Consider the following 23,327-nt stretch of genomic DNA (forward strand, 5'->3'; position numbering starts at 1 on the left):
GTGTCTGGTACCCCCCGCCGGAGAGCCGGGATATCCCGGTTGTGAGGTCCCGGCCAGCATCCAGCGCGAATAGGCTTCACACCCATTCCATGGGTTCGCCGATCGGACGGCAAGCAATTCGGAAGCGACGAGGGAGAAGCGACCGATGGAAGCGCGATGGAAGTTCAAGTGCTGCCGCTAATCATCTGCTCTAAGATCATATCGGCGCTTGAGGCGTTGCGTCGTGGTGTGCGCAGCCTGATGAATGCGGTCTATATCGGCATTCTCGGATGCTGCGACGTGAAGTCGCCAATCCATGCCGCGGGGCAGGCCTGGATCTCGCTCGACTTCCACCGAAATGACGTTCTCTCCTCCCGCGTAACCCCGGATCTCTTGCAGCGCGATACGCTCGAGCTCGGATTTGGAGACGAACGCTTTGAACACCGCACTGCACTCCTCCCGGATGGCCTTCACTAGGCCATATCAAATTCGTCCTGCATCTTAGTGACCGTGCTCTGGAGCTTCTTCTCGGCCGGTTCGTCCATGTCATTCGGTCGCATGCCACCCAGTTCCCAGCTTGGGACGCAGCCCTTTCGACGGATCAGATGCAGGCCGTGGATACGCGACCGCTTTTCCAGTTCCGCCATCAATTCGTTCTCGATCAGAATTGGCTTCATGGGACTTCCTCCGCTGGGGCTTCCCATCTGGAAAACTGTCTTGAGGCGTCAACGTTCCTCCGTTTTGAGCTGGCCGCAAAAGGTGGGTGGGGAGAATGACGGTCACGGCGTTGACGCGCAAACAGAAGCAGGTCTGCGAGCTCGTCGCCGAAGAGCTATCGAACAAGGAGATCGGCGTCCGGCTTGGCATCGGTCATCGCACGGTCGAATTCCATCGGGCTCAAGTCTATCGCCGTTTAGGCGTGCGCGATGCCGTGGAATTGGTCAGGAAGGTTTTGGAGGGGAAGACAGCATGACGACCCAGAAGAAGGGTTGCCCGGTGATTGCTGGCCGCGAGCACGTCGTAAGGTCAGAGATCGAGAATTCCAACTACGGGGCCCTTCTCGCGACCTACCGATAGTCGGGCGTAAGGCGCGATCTGCGGTTCGCGCGTGAACGGCCGCTGCTTCCTGGATACGCGCGGTTCTACACGGGCTCCGAGTCCTTGGTGACGTCGCTGTGATTGACGGTCTCATTCGTTGGTCAACTCCTAAGGCAAAGCCAGCCCGTGCAGGACAAGGAGATGATCAGGCTCGCCCTCGACCATGCAGGTGGAGCGCACAACGAGATCGCGCACGTTTCCGGTGCCTCGCCGCGAACCCGTCGGCGCAAGCCGCGTCCTGGCAAGAGACTGCGTAAGATTACTAGCTAGTAGCAGCACGAGCATGAAGGACGAAGCAGCCATGGTTAGCGTCCAACAGAAGCGATGTGGTCACTGGGCCTTTCCGCTCCTGGGCAACTGAATGGAGTTGCCGCATTGGATAGCTATGCGCTGAATCAAGATACCCAAGACATTCGACGTTCGTCAGCGAAACCGAGAGCATGACGCCAAGTCGCCGCTCGCCAGCGGCATGACCGCGGCGGGCGAGGCGCGCAGGTCTACTCGGCCGGTGCGACAAAGGAGCAGGCCAGCATCCTCTTCGCTGATGCGGTGAAGAGGTTGAAGAAATCCCCGGCGCTCGAGCAGCAGCTCAATTCAGCGGCGGCGAAGGCAAGGAACATAACATCGCATTTCTGAAGACGAATTCGTTCTTCAGGCCGGTGTCGCGAGAGACGACGGCTCGGGTCCGCGTCCGCACTTCGCCCTTGTCGACGAGCTCCACGAACATCCCGACGGCGGTGTGCTGGAAATCTTGGAGCGCGGCTTCAAGTTTCGCCGGCAGCCGATGCTGGTGATGATCACGAACAGCGGAAGCGAACGCAATTCGGTTTGCTATACGGAGCACGAGGCACGCCATCCGCGTCGCGGCTGGAAACCGCGAAGCAAAAGACGATGATAGTAGATTTTGCAGGGCGCCCTCAAGGCCAGTGTCAGCCTGATCCGTCTCGCGCCACGCGCAACCGGCGCGCGCCGAAATCTTCAAGCACCAGATAGAGGTCGCGGTCGAGGCGGTCGGCCGGCAACCCCGAGCTGGCATTGCCGCATTTGCGACGTCTGAGTTGCCTCACAAGAGATGCAAGGATCGCTCAGCGGTGCGGGGTTATCCGTACAAGCGAAGCCATCTCGTGGCTCCGGCGCACTAAGATTTCCGCGAGCGATCGACCATCAACGCGGTGGCCTGGAGAGCGGGAGGTCCCCTAGGAACTTTCGGAGGTGCACCCCATTAAGCCGTCATCCAAGTAGAGGATCGATCTGTGAAACACATCGCCGCTACCTTGATCTTACTCGTTGGCGGCTCTTCGCTCGCCTTGGCCCAGAGTACAGGTGGATCGAGCAATGGCGGCTCGGCGGCGAGTGGAACTGCGGTCACCGGCTCCAGAGGTTATGCGGGCGGCACCCTATCGACCGGGCATACCATAAGCGGCACTGCGGGCTCCTCCAGTCCCAACGTGGGCAACGCGCTCAGCCACGCAGCGACCGGCGACGTGGATGCTTCCTCGGTTAGTCCGGCTCCAACTTCCCACGACAACGCGGTGGATACGCCCGCCGCCGAACGCGCCATAAAGAACTTGGGCAACACCGACATCGGCATTCTCAAGAAGTAATGCATGCTGCAAGTTTCCCAACGCCCTCGAGGCTCGTCGAGGTAACCTCTAGGCCCCGGCTTATCCCTCATTTGAGCTGGGGCCGGCACGAGGACTCAAGGGGAACGACAAAGGCGGGCGAATATTTGAGTCGTCGCTGGCTCGGCTTGGCGGAGCGGCCGCCGGCGGTGTCGCGCCAATTCGGCTCTGACGACTAGGGCCGCGCGGGAGTGACGCTCCGCAGGGCCCCGGCTCTTCCTTGACGCCTTGACCAATTAGTCGATGATTTTGACGACGCGGCGCGTGCGCGGTTCGAGCTGCACGAAAGCGGCACCTATGGGAAACTGCTCCAGCGCGGAGAGAACCTTATCTGATAGGAGCCCACCATCATCAGGCGCGATGATTTACTCGGCGGGCCTGCGCCCTTCCGCGGAGCCGCGAATGTTGGCATCGTTCAATGCGCGACACGCACGTTCGCGGAAACTTGTAAGACTTCACCGCGAGCGTCGCGGATTTTGACGGACTTGAGTCCGTACTGATCTTTGAAGCCATTATCGATGATGATCTGCCCCAGTGCTTCGATTGCCAAACGACGCGCCGTCGCCAAATCGTGGCGGTCGATCCCCTCGTCGTCACGAAGCTCTCCGTCGCTATCATGCAGATCAAAGTAAAACATCGCCATGCCGGGAAAAACCAGCAAGAGGTTTTGAAGTTCCAAGCTTAGCGCGCAACAATGTTCATCCCTTCCCGCGCGCGGTTCGCTGTGTTCGTTACCCTTTAGAAGACGATGCACAAGATCCTTTTTCCGGTAGCGACTACAAGTTGAAAGATAGTGCTTCCAAAGAAAACGAGGCCCGACATACGAGATGTCGGACCTCTCGCCTGTTTGGCATGGTCGGCAAACCAAAGTTTTGGTGACCTCGTCACCTGATTATTGAGCCGAGTGCTCCGCGAGACATCGCTCGATCGCCAGCTTCAGGGATTCAACCGTGCAGGCTCCGCCTCCCCTCTACTGTCCCCACGCGGCGCCGGCCCCACTTGCCAGAATGGTGATAAGCAACAGCTTTGAAGTTGTAGCACGCATCTCGATCTCCAAGTTACTGCCACAAAGGCGGCGAACGCTGTGAACCGGTGCTCGCCTCAAGCCTAACCTAAATCGGCCGCCGAGCGCTCGTTGGACATATCGGCCTATCTGTTAACAATCACGGCCATGAATGCCACGGTGGGTGTCACGACGGCGGCCGCGATGTATCTTTGCGGCCTGGGAGAGAACTCGTCCGCGGCCTTGATCACCACATAGGCCGGACTGGTGATCAGGTCACGCGCCTGCCGTCTCATCTCAACTGACTTTTGCAAAAAAATCGGCCAGAAGCAGAAGTCGGTTATTCTATTACCTCGTCTGCGCGGCCCAGCAGCGTTGGCGGCATGTCGAGCCCGAGAATTGTTGCTGTCTTCAAGTTGACTGCAAGTTCAAATCGGGTTGGCTGCTCTACCGGGAGGTCGCTTGGCGCAGCGCGCCGAGCTGATCGCGAAGCAGAAGGCGGCTTATGAAGCCGCGCACTCGGAGACGAGGAACGGCGCGAGTGGCCGGGGTCGCGCCCCGTCAACTAACCGGCGAACGGGAGAAAGAAACGGCTCTGAATGGGCGGACAGGCACGGGGCACAAATGCTCGCCTGCGCGAGGAAAGGGCAGACGACGATCGGCGCTTTGACGGAGGCGGAGAAGCCGCGCTCGCGCGGCGGTATTTCAGACAGGAAGCAGGCCTGATCCTTTATAGGGCTGTGATCCGTAGGCTGAGATGTGGCGGCTTCTTACTGGCGCGCGGTAGCCAGCGCCGTACGCCAGTACGTTGATCAGAAGAAGAACGGCGTTCTGGATGATGAGCGAGTTCTTCGGTTCATTATCCCGTCGGCGATCCATGCGAGAGACGCGGCGATAAAGAGAGCGAACCCGCACACGGTGATGCGCGCGTTCCAGTTCGCCGCCACCATGGCGGCAGCGATAATCGTCATGGCGGCTGCCAATGTCCTTAATACTTCAAGGCTCATGCTTTCCTGCTCAAAACAAGGGCCGCCTTCCGGGCGGCCCTCCACTTCAATCCTGCCAACGGACTAGGCGGCTTTCCGGTTCACGCTGCGCAGCGCCATCGTATTGAGCTTCTCGTCCGTCGCCTTCTCCTCATCGAGATTCTGCTGCAGGACGGAGGCGCAATCATCGCGGCCGAGCATCTTGGCCCATGCGATCAGTGTGCCGTACCGGGTGATTTCATAGTGTTCGACGGCCTGGGCCGCCGCAATCAGAGCCGCATCCAGCACCTGCTTGCGCCAGTAGTCCGGGAGGAGAAGCTCCGTCGTGACCTCAACGACGGCGATATTGTCGCGCTCGGTGCCGCCGCCGCTTCGCCACAGACCTTCGCCGGGCGCTCGGATGAAGCTCGTTGCGCCGCCGAACTTGTCGGTCAGCTCTCTCAGAAGCCCGTCGAACCAATCCTTCGGGATCTTTTCTCCCTTGCCCGTCTCCTTCGGTAGCAGGATCTGCACAAGATAGGACTCGCTCATGGCAGAAGGCCCGTGCGGGTGCCGCCGGGCCAGGCGGCGAGGAGCGTTTCCGTCGTCACGCATTCCACCTGCTGCCCGAACCTGTTCGCGTAGATGGTCATCATGGAGTCGTGGGTCTCGTCGGCGGAGCTGCAGATCGCGTCGGTCATGAGGACGACTCGAAAGCCCCAATCGACCGCGCCCAGCACGGTCGCCAACACGCAGACGTCGGTCTCGCCGCCCGTGACGATCACGGTGTCGACGCCGGCGGCGCGCAGTTGCGCGTGCAGGTCGCTGCCGATCCACGGCGAGTAGACGTACTTGTCAAAAGTGCGGGCAGGTGGAACGAAGCGGGCGAGATTCGGTACAAGATCGATCATGTCGGAACCGATCTCGTCGATGGTCATCGAGCTCCAGCGCTCATAGTAGCGGCGCCACATGCCGACGCCGTGGCCGGGAGCGCTCGCCGGAATGAAGCGGGTGAAGACCGTGCGCGCCGGGTGCGCGGCCGTTATCGCCACGACGTTCGGCAGGACGCGGGGCAGCCACGGCATCTTCCAATCCGTGTCCTCGGCGAACATGCGCTGCATATCGACGCAGAGGTGGATCGCCTCGGCGCCCACGGGCCCGTACCTGAGCTCGTCCTTTTTTGACATCGCTCGCATCCTCGAAAGCCAGCCCCAACGGACCTGCTAGGGCTTGGTTCCTCGCTTGTGCGAGTGGCACTTGAGGTCGCGGAGCTTGCAGCCGAGGACGGCACCGGCGAGGGCGGCGCCGACCACGTTGGAGCCGACGATGACCCAAACTCCCTTAATGGCGCCGTAGACGATCCAGAGCGTCAGGCCGAGCGTGAGTGCCGTGAGCATGCCGAGAGAGAGGTCGTCCGTGGATCCGCGTGGCCAAGCCTTCCGGACCTGCGGCACGTAGGACAGGGAGGCGAGAAAGGCGGCAAGTGCGCCGACGTAGGGGGCAAGGGTCGACAAGCCGGTAGCTACTTGGGCTCGATCTTGAGCTTAGGATCGGTAGGAAGGACTTTCGCGCCGACATCGGCCGCGGCCTGCTCGGTGCTCACACCGGAGTTGGCGTGGACGGAGCCGGAATTCTTCCCGCCGATCAGCGGGTAACTGAGGAAAACGGTCGCGAGCACCAGCGCTCCACTAGATGCGAGCCATTGCGATTTCCGCTTCTTCCCGACTGTACCCATCGTTTTCCAAATCTTGGCCTGGTCGATTGGTTCCATGACAGGCAGATGAACTTGGAACCTGCTCCGACGTTATGATGGCAAAGGCAATTCAAACGAGGCGTTCGCGACTACGCGGACGCCGTCACGGATCGACGTGATGGCGCTGGTCACTGTCAAACCTACCAAGCCTGACGTGCTCATTGCACGGACCGTGGCGAGTAAGACCAACCATTGCGCGGAGAGGGTCTCGCGCGGCCTGACGTGGGGCGGCGACGAAAAGATCCTCCTGGCTTTGGCCGTCGCCGGTTGGGTCGTGACGAGGGGCAGATCGGAGCAGCTGCAGCGCGTGGGCAACCACGCTCTCCTGGTCACAGTCGCAGCCTCCCTGGCGCCTCACGGTATGAAATCGGTTTTCGACCAGACCCGCCCGGATCGCACGACGGTGCTCGGTCATCTGCACGGGGTCTCGTTTTCCGGCAAGCGCGAGGACGCATTTCCGTCCGGCCACGCGCTCCACATGGGCGCCCTGGCATCCGCTGCGGGCACATTGCCGCCTCTGCTGCGGCGACTAATCCGTACCTTGGCGGTCGGCCTTTCCCTGACGCGGGTCATAGTGCTGGCGCACTGGGCGAGCGACGTGATCGCGGGCTTCGCGCTCGGAGTCATCATGGAGCGGTTACTGCGTCTCTGGACCGGCTATCCGATGTCGCCACCGAAGGAGGATGACAATGCCAATCCTTGAGGACGTGAAGGAATACGTGCAGCGCGCGACCGGTCTGCGCCGACCCGGAAAGAAGGAGGCGCCTGACCTAGCGCGGCCAAGAAAGCCTCAGACGGCTCGTTTCAAGGACGACGGTCTCATCCCGAACCATCCGCGCTGGCCTCTCGTCATCTACCGAGGCGCTGTGGATCTCGGCGACGGGCATGATCCGGCGGCCGTCATGGAGGACCTGTTCGAGGCCAACGGCTGGGGCGAAACTTGGCGGGACGGGATTTACGACTACGTTCACTACCATTCACGTATCCATGAGGTGCTTGGCATCGCGCGGGGTAGGGGACGTGTACGCTTCGGCGGAAGCAAAGGCCGGATCTTCAAGCTTAAGGCGGGCGATGTCGCCATCCTGCCGGCGGGCACGGGACACCAATGCCTGTTCGCAGATGAGGACTTCCTCGTCGTCGGCGCCTATCCGCGCGTCGGCACCTACGACGAGTGCACGCAGGTCGAGGACCGTCCGAAAGCTCTGAAGACGATTCCAAAGGTGCCTGTCCCGCGCAAGGATCCGGTGTACGGCGCGGGAGGCCTGCTCTCAAAGCTATGGAAGAAACCGAAATGAGCGAGTACGTCGTCCGCTTCCTGGTAGGCGGCGCCGTTGTGTCGGCCTTCGCGATGCTCGGAGACGTGCTCAGGCCGAAGAGCTTCGCCGGCCTGTTCGGAGCCGCGCCCTCGGTCGCGCTCGCCACTCTAGGCATCGCGATCTATCAGCACGGCGAATCCTACGCAGCCGTCCAAACCCATTCGATGATGGCCGGTGCGATCGCGCTCGGGATCTACAGCTTGGTCGTCTGCCAGCTCTTGATCCGGGCGCGCATGCGTGCGCTGCCGGCCACGCTGCTGTCGATCGTCGTGTGGCTCGCAGCTGCCTTCGGCCTGTGGGCGGCCGCGGGAGGTCAGACATGAGCGCGCCGATTGAAATCTCGCCGTCCTCGCTGCGAGAAGGACGCTGGCACGAATACGCGGTCCGCTTCGCGCTGGGCGGCGCAGCGACCGTCCTCGCCGGCCTGGTCAGCAGTTGGTACGGGGCTTCGATCGGCGGCCTATTCCTTGCTCTACCGGCGATCTTCTGCGCCAGCGCCACTCTCATCGAGAAGCATGAGATCCGCCGCATGCGCGAGGCCGGACTTGACGGAAAGCGGCGAGGGCAACAAGCCGCAGCGCTCGACGCCGCCGGCGCGGCGCTCGGCGCGCTCGGGATGCTGGCGTTCGCCGGAGTGTTCTGGCTACTGGTCGAACGAAGCGTCGCGGGCGCATTTGCGAGCGCCTCGCTGGCGTGGCTGGCGGTGTCGGTCGCGGCTTGGTTCGTGCGACGCAAGGCGAGATCATGTCGGAGCTCGCCCGCAGCCGAAAGGGCCGGCCCGCGTTAACGCGAAGCCGGCCCTTCTGAAGTTGGTCAGCCGTCAGGCAGCGTCGGAGGCCTTGGCGTTGACGCCCTTGCGCAGCGCGACCGTGTTGAGCTTGGTGTTCGCCGCCTTCTCTTCGTTCAGGTTGGTCGTGAGGAAGCGCACGATCTCGTCATGGCCGAGTTCTTCGGCCCAGGCGATCAACGTCCCGTAGCGGCACATCTCGTAGTGCTCGACGGCCTGCGCGTTGGCGACGATGGCCGCGTCCAGCACCGCCTTGTCTTCGATTTCGCCGGCGGTCTCGTCGGCTTCCTTGATGATGCCGTCGATGGCCGGGCACTTCGTGCCGCTGGGCTCCTTGCCGAGCTTTGCGAAGGCCTTCTCGAGCCGCTCTACCTGCTTATTGGTCTCTTCCAGATGGTTCTTGAGGCCGGTAACCAGGTCGCGGTTGGTGGCCTTTTCGATCATCTTCGGCAGCGCTTTCAAGATTTGCTGCTCGGCGTAGTAGATGTCCTGAAGACCGTGGATCAGAAGGTCATCCATGGTTTTGATGTCTTTGGTGAAGAAGCCCATAATCGATTTCTCCTCTCGCAATGATGTCAACGGAACGCCGAAGGGTCTTCGGCGGTTCCGCCTTGCGACACGGAGACACTGATGACAGATCGAACCAATACCTTCGTAGCGCGGCTCGAGCGAGCGGCCATGGGCGACTAGAGCGACGTGCCACGCCATATTTAAGAGACACTCTTCCTCGAACGTCGGCAGGAGCGATGGCGGGAAAAGGGGCCGGCGCCACGAGGGCGCGGGCCCTAAGTTTTGCTCTTCGAGTATCGTGACATCCTCGAAGCTTATTCAACGTTCGATGTCGGTCGCCGTTCCTGCGTCGCGCGACGCAGAGCGCGACGAGCTCGCTGCGCCACTACTCGACCGGCATCCGAGGACATGAAGCGGTGGGGCGTGCTGACGATCGGGACGGGACTGGGCAACGCCCGCGTCACCAACCGCGGCAACGGCAAAAACTAGCAGACGTTAGCGACCCGCCGTCATCTCTCTCACGGCTTCGACAATCTGCTCCGGATGGTAGGGCTTCCGTAACATGAGGCTGTTCGGCACCGGTCGGGGCGTCACGGGAGAGAAGCCCGTCGCATAGATCACCGGCAACTCCGGATGATGTTGACGGCAGTGTTCGGCGATCTGCCAGCCGTCGATCTTTCCGGGCAGCCTCACATCGGTGACAAGAACGTCGGCCGCCGTACGTTTGCACCACGCAAGCGCTTCTTCGCCGTCGCAGGCGTGGATGACGTCATAGCCTTCCTCGCGTAGCGCTTCGACGATGAATTCTCGGATCAGAGGGTCGTCTTCGACGAAAAGGATGCGCACGCGGAACTCCGATTCACTCAGGAGTCTGAACCGCCGAATGTTTGGGCGGTTCCTGCTGGTCTATCGGTCCACACGGGCCGCGCCGACCGTGTCCGCCATCTTCGCGCCCCGCGCGCCGAGCGGCTTAGGCGCGCCGGTCGTGGTGTCACGTGCGGTCTGATGCTCTATCTCCGCGTTAAGTTCGCATCCGAGCAGGATCACGATCGCTGAGATCCAGAGCCACGTCATGAAGCCGATGACGGCGCTGAGCGAGCCGTAGGTCTGGTTGAACGTGCCGAAGTTGGCGGCGTACCAGGAGAACAGCGCCGAAGCCACGAGCCAGAGCACGGTCGCGCCCGTGCTGCCCCAGGTGATCCACGTCCAGCGTGGCGCTTGGCGGCTTGGCCCGAAGCGGTAGATACAGGCGAGAGAGAGCGCGAGGACGACAAAGAGCGCCGGCCAGCGCCCAATCCGGACCAGGAGTTTGGCTGCGTTCGACAGGCCAACGTACTGCAGTGGAACGACGACGACCGCACCCAGCGCCGCTATAACAAACGCGATCCCGGCGGCGGTGAAGCCTAGGGACATCGCATTCAATTTCAGAAAGCCGCGCTTCTCCTGTTCGCAGTAGACTATGTTTAAGGTGTCAAACAGCGACTTCATAGCGGCGTTCGCGCTCCACAGCGAGATTCCCAGCCCGATCGCGAATGTGAAGAGCCCAGGGTCCGATCTCCCTTGGTGGCAACGCGCATGTGTTGTTCGTGTGCCACGTCGACGGCACCGCCCGGGATGAAGCCGGATACGTCGTCGAGGTGCCTGGCGATGCTGCCTGGATCCGAAAACAACCCGTAGATGGCGGCGAGAGCGGCGATCGCCGGAAAGATCGCGAGTATGCTGTAGTAGGTCATACCGGCGGCCAGCGCGAGAATGCGATGTTCGCCGATGTTGCCGTATACACGCCAAAGAATGTCTTTCCACCCTTTCGCCGGGATCTCCGACGGAGAAGTCGCGCTCCGGCCGCGACCGTCGCATTCTGCCGCCAGGACGGCAGCGGAGGTGTCCCGCTTCGCCTCCGCCTGCGGCGGATGGATTTCGTCCTCTAAAGGGGCAAAGCGCTCGACCAGGAATGCCGCGGCCAACAAGCCGAGCGCCGCGGCGATACTCCAACCACTATGGTCAGCGCGACCGCGGGGCGTGCCATCGACAACATGTTTCATGAGCCTCTCCGCGAAAGTTAATCGGAGTGGTTGAAGGTAGTTCCTCGCGGCGACTTCGGAGGTTTCCGGCCTTTAGCCCCCGGTTGGGGAAACATGCGCCACGCGCCTGAGCTGCGGCCTGAGGGGAGCCTATGCTCACCCGGTGGGGATACTCAGATGTCGGCGGCAAACCAACCGATGCGGAAGCCTTGACCGTTGTGCGGCGGGTCCAATGAACGCGCGCCTGACAGAACCCGGCGGGGGCGGGATCGGTACGTTTGTATGAACTGCTATGACTTAAGTCGGTTGGAGGATCCCATTAGGCGCTGTTGGGTCGAGGGTCTTCTCCGGCCGCTCGGCAAGTATGGAAGTAATCCGGCGCAGGGCTTGCTCTTGCTCGTCGATCTTACTCGCATCGCCAATGTTTAGCATTCGGGCACTAGAGCTCGAAGCGATGGGATTGCGCTTGGACGGCGATGGCGAACTCCAGGTGTCCCGTGAGCCGTCACGGCCTCGATACGGTCCATCTCCGTCACTGGGCTTAAGATTTTCGGGAAAAACTGGAAACCTCCGCTCGGGGGATGAGTTGCCGTCCCACGATGTCAATTTTGTTGGACCCGGAACATGGTCGACGAAGCCCTGCGGCGGCGAGCCGTGGATACGGTTTGGTCCCTCTATCGCGCGAAGCATCGCGACGTGGATGCCGCGGACAGCCGGCGTTGTCTGCTGCAGCGCCACCTTCAAGGAAGATGGGAAGCGCGCGTGAGCGAGGTCGAAGAACTGACCGGGTTCGGCCTGGCCTACTTGAACCGTCTCCCCAAGGACGAATGTTGAGGCTTATGGAGAAGCTCGTCAGGCAATTGGTGGCAAGCACCGCGAGGCCGGACTGGACGCTGTTGATCATCTCCAAGCTCGTTTCGGCTGCCATCATGCTGATCCTCCTTTTGATGTTTCCAGTCTAGAGGATCGGCAAGATGCGCATTGCTCAGCTTGCTCCCCTCGCCGAAAGCGTTCCCCCAAAGCTCTACGGCGGCACCGAGCGGGTCGTGGCGTGGTTGGTGGACGAGTTGGTAGAGCTCGGTCACGAGGTCACACTATTCGCGAGCGGCGACTCCAGGACGAAAGGCAAACTCCATCCCGTGTGGCCACGCGCGCTGCGCCTCGGTCGGAAGGGCGTGGACCCCAATGCGGCCAGTGCCGTGCTGCTGGAGGCCATCGCCAGGCGCGCGAAAGACTTCGACGTGATCCACGCACACATCGATTGGTTGTCGCTTCCGCTGCTCAGCCGGCTCGGCGTGCCCTTCCTGACCACGATGCATGGTCGGCTAGACCTCCCGTGCCTGCCGGACGTGGTGCGCGAGTTTCCCGGCGCCGGCTTCGTCTCGATATCCGAGCACCAGCGCGTGCCGCTTCCGGAGGCGAATTGGATCGCCACGATCCAGCACGGGCTGCCTTCGCACCTCTTCCGCCCGTCTTTCGATGAGGGATCCTATCTCGCTTTCCTTGGTCGCCTCACGGCGGAGAAAGGTCCCGAGGACGCAATCCGGATCGCGCGGGCGGCCGGCAAGCCACTGCGCATCGCCGCAAAGATCCCGCGCGGTGAGACCGGATACTTCAAGAAGAAGCTAGAGCCGCACATCGATGGTCGAATGGTTCAGCTTGTGGGGGAAGTCGACGATGCGAAGAAGCAGCCGTTCCTCGCCGACGCAGCGGCCCTCCTGTTCCCGATCGATTGGCCTGAGCCGTTCGGTCTCGTCATGATCGAGGCGATGGCATGCGGAACGCCCGTTATTGCCTACCGATCCGGATCCGTGCCGGAAGTCGTTGAGGACGGCGTGACGGGTTTCATCGTGGAGAATGAGGAGCAGGCGGTAAGGGCGGTTGGCGAGCTTGGCCGTCTCGACCGGAGGGTAGTCCGCGCCCGCTTCGAAGCGCGCTTCTCCGCAAGCCGGATGGCGCGAGAGTATGAGCGCGCCTACCGAGGCTTGATCGCCGATCCCGGCGTGAAGGAAACGGACCTTTGCCCAGGTGCTCAGCCATCGATACCATGAAAGGATTTGGCGATGTGGCCTCGAAAGGTGAAACACATCATTGTCCTCCTGGCCGTGATGGCCGGCCCGGCGGCGCGGTGCGCCGAAATGGGCGCGGCTGCTATCGATGCCGCCGAACCATCGAAGAAGATCTTGTCGAACGAGAAGCCGACGCCGGCGGGGGTTCGGTTACAAGTCCTGCTCGACCGGGCCCACTTCTCGCCAGGTGAGATCGACGGCAGATTCGGCGAGAACGCGAAGAAGGCCCTACGCGCCTTCGCGGAGGCGCGGCAATTGCCGAGCTCGGACGTTCCGACCGAGGACGTCTGGAACGCACTGCGCGCGGACGATCGGCGGGTCACGGCGAACTACACGATCACCGAGCAGGATGTCGCCGGACCTTTTCTTAGCAAGCTCCCGTCGAAGATGGAGGAAATGAAAGACCTGCCGAAGCTGGGTTTCACCAGTCCGCGAGAAGGACTGGCCGAGAAATTCCACATGAGCGAGCAACTGCTGGCGGCGCTCAATCCCGGGCAGCGCTTCGACCGCCCCGGCGACGTCATCATCGTTGTGGATACTGGCAGTGCAGAGGCCGGCGCGCCGTCGAGGGCGGACAGGGTCGAGGTCGACAAGAGTCGGCAGACCGTGAAGCTGTTCGACAAGTCTAACGTGCTTATCGGCTTCTATCCAGCAACGATCGGGAGCGAGGAGAAGCCGTCGCCATCCGGCACTCTGAATGTGACCGAGGTCGACCGAAATCCGACCTATCGCTACAATCCGGACTACCACTTCAAGGGCGTTCAATCCCGAAAACCTTTCACCATCAAGCCGGGCCCCAACAATCCGGTCGGAACGGTATGGATCAACCTCACCGCTGAAGGATACGGCATTCATGGCACACCCTCGCCCGACAAGGTCTCGAAGGCGGAATCCCATGGCTGCGTCCGTCTGACGAACTGGGATGCGGAGCGGGTTGCTGCGAGCGTCGCAAAGGGCACTCCGATCGCCTTCGTCGAGGGCTCACGATGACAGCAAATGCACCGCGAGCGTGGCCCCCCGGCGCCGATTGGCGTGAATGACTCCGGTGGGCCAGGTCGGCAAGTGTTTATCGAGGTAAGCGCAGCATCGAACCCGGAACCTGTTCTGGCGTTGAGTAGCCTGTCGTATTCTCGCAAGAGATTTGCGACAGTGCGAGCGTCGAGGGAAGGCACTTAACCAAGCCTCCCGTTCCGCGCCCGGCGGCGCCGGAGCAAAGTGACATTGAGGGGGTGGGCCGTCATCGGGCCGACGATCGAGAGATGCCTCAAGTTTCTGCGCTGTCCGGAAGTCCTCAATGTGCTGTGTGTTAGGAGTGTAGCGGCCTCTTTCTTGAGGAGGTTATAAATTCGGCCCGCCACCAGCTGCAGATGCTTCATCCTGCCCCGCGACATGGATCGGGCTTTGCAAAGAGCCCGGACGGGATAGGCGCGGAAGTAATCAAAAGCGTCCGACATGATCTCGGTAAGCGCCCATTCTCGCCTTTAGTTCTGTCGCCGTGGTGAGGGCCGCAGGCCTGTTCTAGTCGGCATTTAGGCGTGTTCTTATGAGCGCAAGTTTCCCTATCAGGCTGCCTCTCGACGTACACTAAGCCGCCGGAGCTTACGCCTGCCGACGGCAACGGCGGTGAAGAGCTTTTCAAGGCAGCTACAACACTCGTTTGCGACCCCTATGTTCCGAACGTTCAGACGTCACGATTTCGGACTTGGTGGCGACGTGGGTGCGGCTTGAGGAGGCTGAGAGGGCATCGAATTGCTCGGCTGCCGCGGCGCTATGGTGTCGCCGCCTGCATGAGGAACGCACGTACCGATGCTGCTAAGCAGGCGTTTGGCCTGGAGGTCGCGCATCTTTGAGTATTCGCGTCGTCGCTCGATATTTGCCGCGGCCGATCGGTCCCAGACCTCGAAGGCGTCGATGTAGTGCTCATCTGCTTCTCGGCGGCAAGGCAACCGGCGAATTTGTCGAAGACGAGGTCGGTGTTGACCGGTGTCATGCCTCCTACCAGAACAACGAGCATCCATTTCATCTGTTTGTGCCTTTCGCGTCCGGACGGATACTCGCGTTTACGCGAAGAATTTCCGGTCACCGCGGTTAGATAGCCCGTCGACTGCGACCGGCCACAAAACCGTAGACAAAAAGCACGATTATGGCGCCCACGACCGCCCCCACCAGCCCTGCGCCTTCTCCGGGCCGATACCAGCCTAGTGACTGGCCAAGATAGGTCGCAACGAACGCTCCCACTATTCCCAGGATCGTGGTCAGGATGAAGCCGGAGGGCTCGTTGTCGCCAGGCATGATGAACTTCGCGATGACGCCTGCGACGAAGCCAATGATGATCGTCCAGATGATGCTCATGTCTCTCCCCTAGCCTTGCGATCCCGATGGAGCCGGAAGACGTCCGTCAGGCGTGTATTTGTCCACCGCTGCCGGCAGCTCGCGAGACAATTGGTCGAGAATCTCCTGCTGCGACAGGCCGGTCTGCTGCTCCAGTTTTTGAAGGACGTCCGGACCGATAGCGTGCTGGAGTTCGGGCGGGGTGACTTCCCGGTTTGGCCCTTGATTGATCCAGGATTGGGCCGCATCGCCCTGTCCGTTCTGCTTGAAGTGCTCGAGCAACTCGCCGATCCCGCCGTTCAGCAGCGAACTCACGCCGCCGCCTCCCACAAGGCCGCCAAGATTGCCGAGCATACCGCTCAGGGAATCCTTGGCACCCGCCGGCTGACCGGAGGTAGCGTTGCGAAACATGTCGGCGAGCTTGTCCCGATTTTGGTAACCGGCGATTGCGAGCATGCCCAAGAGGGCGGTCATTGATGGCATTCAGCGACTCATCTTCGGCTCCTGAGTTCGATGGGCAAACATACGCAAGAAAAGGGCGACCCGCCTTGGCGGGCCGCCGGGTAATTCATCGCAGGCCGGTGCCGTAGAGTTGGCGCTCTCTCCGGACCTCCTCCGCGCCATAAGGCTGGGCGGATGGATCATAATTTTTCCACCCTGCCTTCTGCCAGGCTGCGCTCCGGTCGCGCAGGTTGACGGCGGACCGATTCAGGATCGCTTCGTATCGCGCCCGATCCGCATCCGGCACACGAGCTGAAACCAGCGTGCCGCCGCGCCTCACACCTTCAGCGTAGAGTGGTGCTTCCTCATCGGATACGCCGGCCTGCGTCAGCGCCCCAACGACCCCGCCTGTGGCGCCGCCGGCAACGGCACCGAGCGCGGTCGATGCGAGCCATCCGGCCGCCACGACCGGACCCAGGCCGGGGATAGCCAACAAACCAAGGCCCGCGAGCAAGCCGGCAGCGCCACCAAGACCTGCGCCGACGCCCGCTCCCGTGGCTGCGCCTTCCGCCCGATCGTCCACCCCATCGCGATCGCGATCGACCTTCTTGTCGGTGCTGTACCAGTTGTCGGAATTGTTCGCGACGATGCTCAGATCCGAATGCGGCACGCCCGCGGCCTCCAGGCTCGTCACCGCGCGCTGCGCATCGGAGTAGTTATCGTAAAGACGTGAAATCGTAACGGTCATGCTGAATCCCTCTTAATTTTCGCTGGTGGTCGCCAGGTTACTTGGCCGCGTTCACGTTGCCCTGGAAATCCAGACTGACATTGGTCGAGGCACCGCCTTTGCTGGCCTTTCCGCGCCAAACGCCGTTGTCGTCCTTCTTCAGTGATGTGACGTTACTGTAGCCCGCGTCCTCGATCTTCGACTTGGCCTGGCCTTCGGTGAAGCTGTTGGCGCCTTCAACCGGCTTGCTGGAATTGTTCTGGCCGGAACTGTTGACCGCATTGTTGTTGGGCCGATCGGTCGCCGGCGGATTTTGCGCCAACGACGGACCCGCCAGAAGCGAAGCAGCCGTCAGCAGCAAAAGAAATGTCTTTTTCATATCGTCCTCCTGTAGTGGCAAGGCCCAACATACGCTGAACTGAGAAGTTCCAAGTTTTCCCGGTCCGCAGGGCTTGCATGGAGGATCTAAAAAAGCATCTACAAGAAAGCGGGAGCGAGCTCCGGGGCGCGTACTTGAACCTATTAGAAGGAGAGCCCTGACGTGGTCCAACTCGGACCTAGGGCGACGTGCGCCAACGCGCCCCTGTCAGAAGTAATAGCGAACCTCGTACGAAGCGCAGCGCGGGGTTATAGTACATTTGCTGAGGCTGATGCGGCAGGCGCGGTATCCCAAAGCGCAACGTGTGATCCGCCCTTAGCTGTGTTCGGGCGTGCACCGTGTCTTTTGATTCGGAATACCGCATCGCCTTCGAAGTTGGAAATTAAGTAAGCTACCCGCCGTCGGCGGAGGTTCGCAACGCGTTGAAGCGCCGCGGGCCCCAAATTCAATCTCTCTTGCCGAATAGTCCGTCGACAACTTGTCTTGCGGTGTCGCCGATGACACGGCCAGCGCCTCTGTCTCCTTTAGCCATCGCAGACATAAAGGAGAGGGCCTCCTTGAACGTGACGTGCGGCGGCAGCGGAGCCACCTCAGAATCTGTCTTCACTTCCAGCACGACAGGGCGATCGCTCGAAAGGGCCTCCTGCCATGCGGATGCCAGGCGGCCCGGGGAATCAACGAAGATCCCCCTGAGCCCGAGCAGTTCGCCAAATTTGGCATAGGCAAAGTCGGGGATATCCTGCGAAGCCTCGAATCTTGGGTTTCCCTCCATGACCCGCTGCTCCCAAGTGACTTCGTTGAGGTCCTGATTGTTGAATACACATACGATCCATCGCGGATCCGCCCAACGCTTCCAGTACTTCTGGACCGTGATGAGTTCGGCCATGTTGTTCATTTGCATTGCGCCATCGCCCACAAGTGCGATGACCGGCCGGTCCGGATGGGCGAACTTGGCCCCGATGGCATAGGGGACTGCTGCGCCCATCGACGCCAAGCCTCCCGAAAGCGATGCAGCCTGGCCCTGCTGCACCCGGAAATCGCGGGCATACCAGTTGGCGCAGGATCCGCTGTCACTGGTCACGATGGCGTTAGCAGGTAGCAAGGGTGACATTTCCCAAACGACGCGCTGCGGATTGACGGGATTGGCTTCCGCCTTAGCCCGACCTTCCAGCTTCTTCCACCACCCAGTTATGTTGGTCTCGATCGTCTTCGCCCATTTCCGGTTCTCCTTGCGCTGGATTAGGGGCAGGAGCGCCTTAAGCGTTGCTGCGGCATCGCCGTGGAGGCTGACGTCGACCGGATACCGCAGCGACAGCATCGAGGCTTTGATGTCGATCTGGACGGCGCGTGCGGCCCCGTCTTTGGGTAAGAACTCCGACCAGGGAAAGCCCGTGCCGACCATCAGTAGCGTATCGCAGCCTTGCATGAGATCCCAGCTTGGCTCGGTCCCGAGCAGGCCTATCGCGCCGGTAACGAACGGCAGGTCGTCCGGCAACACATCCTTGCCCAGCAATGCCTTCGCAATGCCGGCGCCGAGCAAGGTCGCCATTTCGATGAGTTGAGGAGCGGTGCCGCGAGCGCCCGCGCCGACCAAAATGGCTACCTTCTTGCCGGCATTCAGGACCTCGGCCGCCTCGGATAGGTCCGCATCCTCTGGAATGATCTTGGGTTTGGAATAGCCCACTCCAGACCGCGTAAACCCGTGCGCCACCGCGGGCTCTTCGTATTCCTCGTCCTGAATATCTTTCGGCAAAATAATGACGGAAGGTGTGTTGTCGGCCTTAGCGACCCTGATGCTGCGGTCAATGAGGTGCCGCACCTGGGCAGGGGACGAGGCTTCCTGTACGAAGCCAGCGACGTCCGCAAACATCCGGTCTAAGTTAAGTTCCTGCTGGTAACTGGCACCTCGAACGGTTGCCTCAGCTTGCCCGCAGATAGCAAGAACGGGAGCATGGTCCAGTTTACCATCGTACAATCCCGTGATGAGATGAGTTGCTCCCGGGCCGCCGGTCGACAAGCACACCCCTAATTCACCGGTGAACTTGGCGTGCGCGACCGCCATGAAGGCGGCCATCTCCTCGTGCCGCACCTGGATGAATTCAATGCTGTCGGCGCGCTGCAGCGCGCCGATCACACCGTTGATGCCGTCGCCCGGATAGCCATAGATGCGGCGCACGCCCCAAGCGTGGAGCCGTTCGACCACAAAATCGCCGACCTTCATGCTCAAGCCTCCGAAGCAGCAGGGAGCGAGGCGCTTTTCTCGATGAGGCCTTGTTGCTTGAGATCACCCCAGAAATCCGAGGGGATCTTGGCTTGGAGCGAATTCCAGTCCTCCTGGATCTGTTGAGCGCTCCGTGCCCCCACGACCAGAGCGACCGCGACGTCGGCCGCCGCCGAAAACTGAAGTGCGGCAGTTCGGAGGTCCACGCCATACCGAGAGGCGATCGTCCTGAGCTTCTCCCGCTTCTCGATGACGGCTGCGGGAATCTTGAAGTTCTCTTTTCCGTAATTGTAACGTGGACTTCCTGAGATGAAGCCGGCGTTGAGAGAGGAGCCGATGACGAGCGAAACGTTCTTTTTTCGCACGACCGGGAAAAGTTCGTTCACCGCACTTGCGTGATCGATCAACGAGTATTGGCGGGCGCACAGGCAGACGTCAGGGTCCGCATCTTCCATGACTTTGAGGATGGGAAGCGGGGTATTCACGCCGATGCCCCAAGCGCGGATGATGCCCTCGTCACGCATTTTGGAGAGCGCCGGAAACGCGCCTTTACGGGCGATTTCGTACTGTTCTTCCCAGCCGTTCGGAAAGAAGGCGAAATCCGGCGAGATGTCGTGCACGAAAGCCACGTCCAGGCTGTCGACGCCGAGGCGCTGCAGGCTGTCTTCGATCGAGCGGCGCACACCGTCCGCCGTATAGTCAAAAATGATGTCATTGGGCGAATCTGACAGCGGATAAATATCCGCATGTTTGTTGTTCTTTGACGCCTTGAAAAGCTTCCCGACCTTCGACGAGAGCATGTAATCTTCGCGCTTCTGGTTATGCAGAAAATGACCGAAGCGACGCTCGGAGAGTCCGAACCCATACCAAGGCGCCACATCGAAATATCGAACGCCCATCGCCCAGGCGCCTTCAAGGGTTGCCTCGGCTTCCTTATCGGTATGCTTGTTGAACTCGTTCCCGAGGGAAACGCCACCGAGGCCGAATCGGAATCCCGGTTTGAAGATCTGTCGCGCGCGGTCATTCATAGAAAATCCTCAACATTTGTCGGGAATTGAACGACGGGCGCGAGAGCCGGTTCCTAGATGCAAAATCACAGGAGCTCGGGCTTTCGGCGCTAAGGGACGGCCGGTGACCGTTACGGAACCGGTCATTTCCCGGAGACTTTCCTCTTCGAGACGGCCACAGCGTTTCCGCGAGTGGCGAGGAACCCTAAGATGGACAAGTCGCTGATCGGCGATATGGGCGAGCAGAATATCCATACAGACGACGGTTTCGTCCGCGTCCGCGGAGCCCGCGAGCACAATCTGAAGGACGTTTCGCTCGAGATGCCCCGAAATGCGCTCGTGGTGTTCACGGGCGTGTCCGGATCCGGGAAGTCGTCGCTCGCCTTCGGGACCTTGTACGCAGAGGCCCAGCGGCGCTACTTGGAATCGGTCTCACCGTACGCCCGCCGCCTTTTCCACCAAATGGCAGTGCCCGAAGTAGACTCGATCGAGGGGCTTCCCCCCTCAGTCGCCTTGCAGCAACAGCGAGGCTCGCCGACGACAAGGTCATCAGTCGGCAGCGTGACGACCCTGTCCAATCTGCTGCGGATGCTGTACTCGCGCGCCGGCGACTATCCGCAGCATCAACCGTTGCTATATGCGGAGTCGTTCTCGCCCAACACGCCCGAGGGCGCTTGTCCCAACTGTCATGGCATCGGACGCGTCCATGCGGTCGACGAACGTTCGCTCGTTCCCGACGACACGTTGACCATCCGCGAGCGGGCCATAGCCGCGTGGCCAGGCGCGTGGCAAGGCCAGAACCTGCGCGATATTCTCGTTACCCTCGGCTACGACGTAGACAGGCCGTGGCGCGAATTGCCGAAGAAAGATCGGGACTGGATCCTGTTTACTGACGAGCAGCCGACCGTGCCGGTCTACGCCGGTTACACGCCTGCTGAGACGAGGCGGGCGCTGAAGCGGAAGGAGGAGCCGAGCTATCAAGGTACTTTTACCGGCGCGCGCAAATACGTGCTGCGGACGTTCGCCACGACGCACAGCGCTATGATGAAACGCCGGGTGGCGCAATTTCTGTCGAGCTCAAATTGCCCAGTCTGCAAGGGGAAGCGGCTTAAACCCGAACCGCTGTCCGTCACTTTCGCCGGAATGGACATTGCCGAGGTTTCGCGACTGCCGTTGAACCAGCTCCGCTTGTTGCTCGGCGGGCATCTCGACAAGAAAAGGAATCAATTCGTCGGCCATCCTGAGAAGGCTCTCGTGGTGCAACGGATAACGGAGGACATGTCGGCACGCCTTGAAGTGCTACTTGATCTCGGTCTTGGCTATTTGACGCCCGAACGCAGCACGCCGACGCTGTCGCCAGGCGAGCTACAGCGGCTTCGATTGGCGACGCAGGTCCGCTCTAATCTGTTCGGAGTGGTCTATGTCCTGGATGAGCCCTCTGCGGGACTGCATCCGGCGGACACGGAAGCCTTGTTGCGCGCTCTCGACCGCCTGAAGTCGGCCGGCAACTCGCTCTTCGTCGTCGAACACGAGCTCGACGTGGTGCGGCACGCCGATTGGATCGTCGACGTCGGCCCCGACGCAGGCGCGCAGGGAGGGCGTATTATGTACAGCGGTCCCCTGGCAGGACTGAAAGACGTGGAAGCGTCTCGGACGCGACCTTACCTCTGTGGCCAGCACGAGAGGGTGGCAAGGGCTCCACGAAACCCCCGCGGATGGCTCAAGCTTCGCGGTGTTACGCGCAACAATCTCAATCGGCTAGACGCGGAAATTCCGCTCGGCGTGTTTACGAGCGTCACGGGGATTTCGGGATCCGGCAAGTCGAGCCTCATTAGTCAGTTTCTTGTCGATGCCGTGGGCGACGAACTGGGCCAGCGCAAAGAGGCGGGCGACGAGGACGACAAGCTAGAGGCTCCGGTCGAAACCTTAGGCGGCGAGATTGCGGAAGGCCTCGATGACATCAAGCGATTGGTAGTCGTGGACCAGAAGCCGATCGGCCGCACGCCGAGATCGAACCTCGCGACTTACACCGGCCTGCTGGATCATGTTCGCAAGATATTCGCCTCAACCAAACAGTCGCGTGCAAGGCGCTATGACGCGGGCAGGTTCTCCTTCAATGTAGCGAAAGGCCGTTGCGAGACGTGCCAAGGGGAAGGCTTCGTCTGTGTCGAGCTTCTCTTCCTGCCGAGCGTTTACGCTCCCTGTCCGACTTGCAAAGGCGCGCGGTACAACGCCAAAACGTTGGAGGTCAAGATCCGGAACAAATCAATCGCTGACGTGCTGGCGTTGACTGTGGACGAAGCGTTCGAGTTCTTCAGTAGTGAGGATTTTCTACGTCGTTGTCTGGGCGTGCTTCGCGACGTCGGGCTCGGGTATGTCCGGCTCGGCCAGTCGGCGACCGAACTGTCAGGAGGTGAGGCGCAGCGGGTCAAGCTCGCCACCGAGCTGCAACGGGCGCAACGTGGTCAGACACTCTACGTTTTGGATGAACCGACGACTGGACTTCATCCGTCGGACGTCACCAAATTGATGAGGCAACTGCACGGCCTCGTTGAGGCCGGCAATACGGTCATCGTGGTCGAGCACGACATGACGGTGGCTGCCGCCAGCGACTGGATCATCGATATCGGGCCCGGTGCCGGCGACGAAGGGGGTCGGATAGTAGCCTCAGGCACGCCGTCGCAGGTCGCGAAGAAATCGCGGAGCCGGACAGCGAATTATCTCGCAGCCGTCCTCTAAGATTCTGAATCTGCCGCCTTCAACGCCGCCAGGCGCATGTGTAGAAAGGCCAGAACCATGATGGGCGTCAGTTGCGCGTACTGCTTCTTGAATTTTTAAGCTATTTTCGCTTCGATCATATCGACGAATTCGCCGGACATGTAGGCAGTCAAGACCTCTGTGTACGTAGCTCCTGCGGCAGATGGCAGGCGTGTTGCCGAGTTGCTTCGCCACTGTCTCGATCGCGGCGACAACATTGCGCTTCGGCTCTGGCTAGCTAGCGATCATGGCCCGCCGGTTCACGCTGGCGGGCCCACACCTGGTGAGCCCATCGGGGCGATGCTTCGGAGTCAAATCGTGAGCGGGGTTGGCCGATCGAC

Annotated in this window: 29 protein-coding genes; 11 read left to right on the forward strand and 18 right to left on the reverse strand. The window is 61.1% G+C overall.

Going from position 1 to position 23,327, the window contains the following annotated elements; translation table 11 throughout:
• Positions 1 to 156 precede the first annotated feature (156 nt).
• On the forward strand, positions 157 to 456 hold the full coding sequence (locus tag AB7245_RS13360) for a hypothetical protein (RefSeq protein WP_354134896.1): 300 nt from the start codon (positions 157 to 159) through the stop codon (positions 454 to 456).
• On the opposite strand, the gene AB7245_RS13365 is transcribed toward AB7245_RS13360, so the two are convergent.
• Positions 453 to 656: a hypothetical protein gene (locus tag AB7245_RS13365; RefSeq protein WP_354134897.1), complete on the reverse strand. Its 204-nt coding sequence runs from the start codon at positions 654 to 656 to the stop codon at positions 453 to 455. The genes AB7245_RS13360 and AB7245_RS13365 overlap by 4 nt on opposite strands.
• Positions 657 to 751: 95 nt before the next feature.
• On the opposite strand from AB7245_RS13365, the gene AB7245_RS13370 reads away from it, so the two are divergent.
• Positions 752 to 952, forward strand: coding sequence for a helix-turn-helix transcriptional regulator (locus AB7245_RS13370; protein WP_354134898.1), 201 nt, complete (start codon positions 752 to 754; stop codon positions 950 to 952).
• Between the two features lie 714 nt (positions 953 to 1,666).
• Here the strand turns inward: AB7245_RS13370 and AB7245_RS13375 are convergent.
• On the reverse strand, positions 1,667 to 2,059 hold the full coding sequence (locus AB7245_RS13375) for a hypothetical protein (RefSeq protein WP_439034330.1): 393 nt from the start codon (positions 2,057 to 2,059) through the stop codon (positions 1,667 to 1,669).
• Positions 2,060 to 2,330: 271 nt separating this feature from the next.
• Between AB7245_RS13375 and AB7245_RS13380 the strand changes: the two genes are divergently transcribed.
• Positions 2,331 to 2,681, forward strand: coding sequence for a hypothetical protein (locus tag AB7245_RS13380; RefSeq protein WP_354134899.1), 351 nt, complete (start codon positions 2,331 to 2,333; stop codon positions 2,679 to 2,681).
• Positions 2,682 to 3,114: 433 nt separating this feature from the next.
• Here the strand turns inward: AB7245_RS13380 and AB7245_RS13385 are convergent, their stop codons facing one another.
• The 6 genes from AB7245_RS13385 to AB7245_RS13410 form a co-directional block, all read right to left on the reverse strand.
• Positions 3,115 to 3,378, reverse strand: a complete 264-nt coding sequence (locus AB7245_RS13385; RefSeq protein ID WP_439034331.1) for a DUF6894 family protein — start codon at positions 3,376 to 3,378, stop codon at positions 3,115 to 3,117.
• A 1,136-nt stretch (positions 3,379 to 4,514) separates the two neighbouring features.
• A complete protein-coding gene (locus tag AB7245_RS13390; RefSeq protein ID WP_144030747.1) occupies positions 4,515 to 4,709 on the reverse strand; it encodes a hypothetical protein in 195 nt (64 codons plus the stop codon).
• A 63-nt stretch (positions 4,710 to 4,772) separates the two neighbouring features.
• Positions 4,773 to 5,219: a YciE/YciF ferroxidase family protein gene (locus AB7245_RS13395; RefSeq protein ID WP_439034332.1), complete on the reverse strand. Its 447-nt coding sequence runs from the start codon at positions 5,217 to 5,219 to the stop codon at positions 4,773 to 4,775.
• A complete protein-coding gene (locus AB7245_RS13400) occupies positions 5,216 to 5,854 on the reverse strand; it encodes a cysteine hydrolase family protein (RefSeq protein WP_063983395.1) in 639 nt (212 codons plus the stop codon). Before AB7245_RS13400 ends, AB7245_RS13395 begins: the two co-directional genes overlap by 4 nt.
• A gap of 36 nt (positions 5,855 to 5,890) precedes the next feature.
• Positions 5,891 to 6,181, reverse strand: coding sequence for a SemiSWEET family sugar transporter (locus tag AB7245_RS13405; protein ID WP_354134902.1), 291 nt, complete (start codon positions 6,179 to 6,181; stop codon positions 5,891 to 5,893).
• Positions 6,182 to 6,189: 8 nt separating this feature from the next.
• A complete protein-coding gene (locus AB7245_RS13410; protein ID WP_439034333.1) occupies positions 6,190 to 6,402 on the reverse strand; it encodes a hypothetical protein in 213 nt (70 codons plus the stop codon).
• A gap of 136 nt (positions 6,403 to 6,538) precedes the next feature.
• Here AB7245_RS13410 and AB7245_RS13415 point away from each other — a divergent pair, with 136 nt between their 5' ends.
• The 4 genes from AB7245_RS13415 to AB7245_RS13430 are packed head-to-tail and all read left to right on the forward strand — an operon-like array spanning position 6,539 to position 8,523.
• Positions 6,539 to 7,123: a phosphatase PAP2 family protein gene (locus AB7245_RS13415; RefSeq protein ID WP_354134903.1), complete on the forward strand. Its 585-nt coding sequence runs from the start codon at positions 6,539 to 6,541 to the stop codon at positions 7,121 to 7,123.
• Positions 7,110 to 7,715 carry a cupin domain-containing protein gene (locus AB7245_RS13420; RefSeq protein WP_085401472.1) on the forward strand — a complete coding sequence of 202 codons (606 nt, stop codon included), beginning with the start codon at positions 7,110 to 7,112 and terminating at the stop codon, positions 7,713 to 7,715. Before AB7245_RS13415 ends, AB7245_RS13420 begins: the two co-directional genes overlap by 14 nt.
• Positions 7,712 to 8,059, forward strand: coding sequence for a DUF3147 family protein (locus AB7245_RS13425; protein WP_063983390.1), 348 nt, complete (start codon positions 7,712 to 7,714; stop codon positions 8,057 to 8,059). The genes AB7245_RS13420 and AB7245_RS13425 overlap by 4 nt, the downstream gene beginning before the upstream one ends.
• Positions 8,056 to 8,523, forward strand: coding sequence for a DUF3147 family protein (locus AB7245_RS13430; protein ID WP_354134904.1), 468 nt, complete (start codon positions 8,056 to 8,058; stop codon positions 8,521 to 8,523). The genes AB7245_RS13425 and AB7245_RS13430 overlap by 4 nt, the downstream gene beginning before the upstream one ends.
• 33 nt (positions 8,524 to 8,556) lie before the next feature.
• Here AB7245_RS13430 and AB7245_RS13435 read toward each other — a convergent pair whose 3' ends face one another.
• The 4 genes from AB7245_RS13435 to AB7245_RS13450 all read right to left on the reverse strand — a co-directional run bounded on the left by AB7245_RS13435 (position 8,557) and on the right by AB7245_RS13450 (position 11,075).
• Positions 8,557 to 9,072, reverse strand: coding sequence for a YciE/YciF ferroxidase family protein (locus tag AB7245_RS13435; protein ID WP_354134905.1), 516 nt, complete (start codon positions 9,070 to 9,072; stop codon positions 8,557 to 8,559).
• A gap of 456 nt (positions 9,073 to 9,528) precedes the next feature.
• Positions 9,529 to 9,879 carry a response regulator gene (locus AB7245_RS13440; protein WP_084795139.1) on the reverse strand — a complete coding sequence of 117 codons (351 nt, stop codon included), beginning with the start codon at positions 9,877 to 9,879 and terminating at the stop codon, positions 9,529 to 9,531.
• A gap of 60 nt (positions 9,880 to 9,939) precedes the next feature.
• Entirely contained in the window at positions 9,940 to 10,521 is a 582-nt protein-coding gene (locus AB7245_RS13445; RefSeq protein WP_370152519.1) for a YihY/virulence factor BrkB family protein, read from the reverse strand.
• Complete coding sequence (locus tag AB7245_RS13450; RefSeq protein ID WP_439034334.1) at positions 10,518 to 11,075, reverse strand: YihY/virulence factor BrkB family protein; 558 nt, start codon at positions 11,073 to 11,075, stop codon at positions 10,518 to 10,520. The genes AB7245_RS13445 and AB7245_RS13450 overlap by 4 nt, the downstream gene beginning before the upstream one ends.
• A 603-nt stretch (positions 11,076 to 11,678) precedes the next feature.
• On the opposite strand from AB7245_RS13450, the gene AB7245_RS13455 reads away from it, so the two are divergent.
• The 3 genes from AB7245_RS13455 to AB7245_RS13465 all read left to right on the forward strand — a co-directional run bounded on the left by AB7245_RS13455 (position 11,679) and on the right by AB7245_RS13465 (position 14,113).
• Positions 11,679 to 11,888, forward strand: coding sequence for a hypothetical protein (locus AB7245_RS13455; RefSeq protein WP_063983386.1), 210 nt, complete (start codon positions 11,679 to 11,681; stop codon positions 11,886 to 11,888).
• Between the two features lie 140 nt (positions 11,889 to 12,028).
• Entirely contained in the window at positions 12,029 to 13,105 is a 1,077-nt protein-coding gene (locus AB7245_RS13460; RefSeq protein WP_354134906.1) for a glycosyltransferase family 4 protein, read from the forward strand.
• 12 nt (positions 13,106 to 13,117) lie between these two features.
• The gene (locus AB7245_RS13465; protein ID WP_439034335.1) at positions 13,118 to 14,113 is read left to right on the forward strand and encodes a L,D-transpeptidase family protein; all 996 of its coding nucleotides are present in this window, start codon (positions 13,118 to 13,120) and stop codon (positions 14,111 to 14,113) included.
• Between the two features lie 1,098 nt (positions 14,114 to 15,211).
• Here the strand turns inward: AB7245_RS13465 and AB7245_RS13470 are convergent.
• From AB7245_RS13470 to AB7245_RS13495, 6 genes are all read right to left on the reverse strand, one after another.
• The gene (locus AB7245_RS13470) at positions 15,212 to 15,475 is read right to left on the reverse strand and encodes a GlsB/YeaQ/YmgE family stress response membrane protein (protein ID WP_063983383.1); all 264 of its coding nucleotides are present in this window, start codon (positions 15,473 to 15,475) and stop codon (positions 15,212 to 15,214) included.
• 9 nt (positions 15,476 to 15,484) lie between these two features.
• On the reverse strand, positions 15,485 to 15,910 hold the full coding sequence (locus tag AB7245_RS13475) for a YidB family protein (protein ID WP_439035727.1): 426 nt from the start codon (positions 15,908 to 15,910) through the stop codon (positions 15,485 to 15,487).
• A 112-nt stretch (positions 15,911 to 16,022) separates the two neighbouring features.
• The gene (locus AB7245_RS13480; RefSeq protein ID WP_038953428.1) at positions 16,023 to 16,643 is read right to left on the reverse strand and encodes a general stress protein; all 621 of its coding nucleotides are present in this window, start codon (positions 16,641 to 16,643) and stop codon (positions 16,023 to 16,025) included.
• A gap of 37 nt (positions 16,644 to 16,680) precedes the next feature.
• Complete coding sequence (locus tag AB7245_RS13485; RefSeq protein WP_354134908.1) at positions 16,681 to 17,001, reverse strand: hypothetical protein; 321 nt, start codon at positions 16,999 to 17,001, stop codon at positions 16,681 to 16,683.
• Between the two features lie 445 nt (positions 17,002 to 17,446).
• Positions 17,447 to 19,228 carry a thiamine pyrophosphate-requiring protein gene (locus AB7245_RS13490; RefSeq protein ID WP_439034336.1) on the reverse strand — a complete coding sequence of 594 codons (1,782 nt, stop codon included), beginning with the start codon at positions 19,226 to 19,228 and terminating at the stop codon, positions 17,447 to 17,449.
• On the reverse strand, positions 19,225 to 20,250 hold the full coding sequence (locus tag AB7245_RS13495; protein WP_439034337.1) for an aldo/keto reductase: 1,026 nt from the start codon (positions 20,248 to 20,250) through the stop codon (positions 19,225 to 19,227). The genes AB7245_RS13490 and AB7245_RS13495 overlap by 4 nt, the downstream gene beginning before the upstream one ends.
• 189 nt (positions 20,251 to 20,439) lie before the next feature.
• Here AB7245_RS13495 and AB7245_RS13500 point away from each other — a divergent pair, with 189 nt between their 5' ends.
• Complete coding sequence (locus tag AB7245_RS13500; protein WP_439034338.1) at positions 20,440 to 22,968, forward strand: excinuclease ABC subunit A; 2,529 nt, start codon at positions 20,440 to 20,442, stop codon at positions 22,966 to 22,968.
• The last annotated feature ends 359 nt before the right edge of the window (positions 22,969 to 23,327 follow it).

Origin of the sequence: Bradyrhizobium sp. 604_D8_N2_3 (assembly GCF_051810765.1) — a bacterium.
Taxonomy (GTDB): domain Bacteria; phylum Pseudomonadota; class Alphaproteobacteria; order Rhizobiales; family Xanthobacteraceae; genus Bradyrhizobium; species Bradyrhizobium barranii.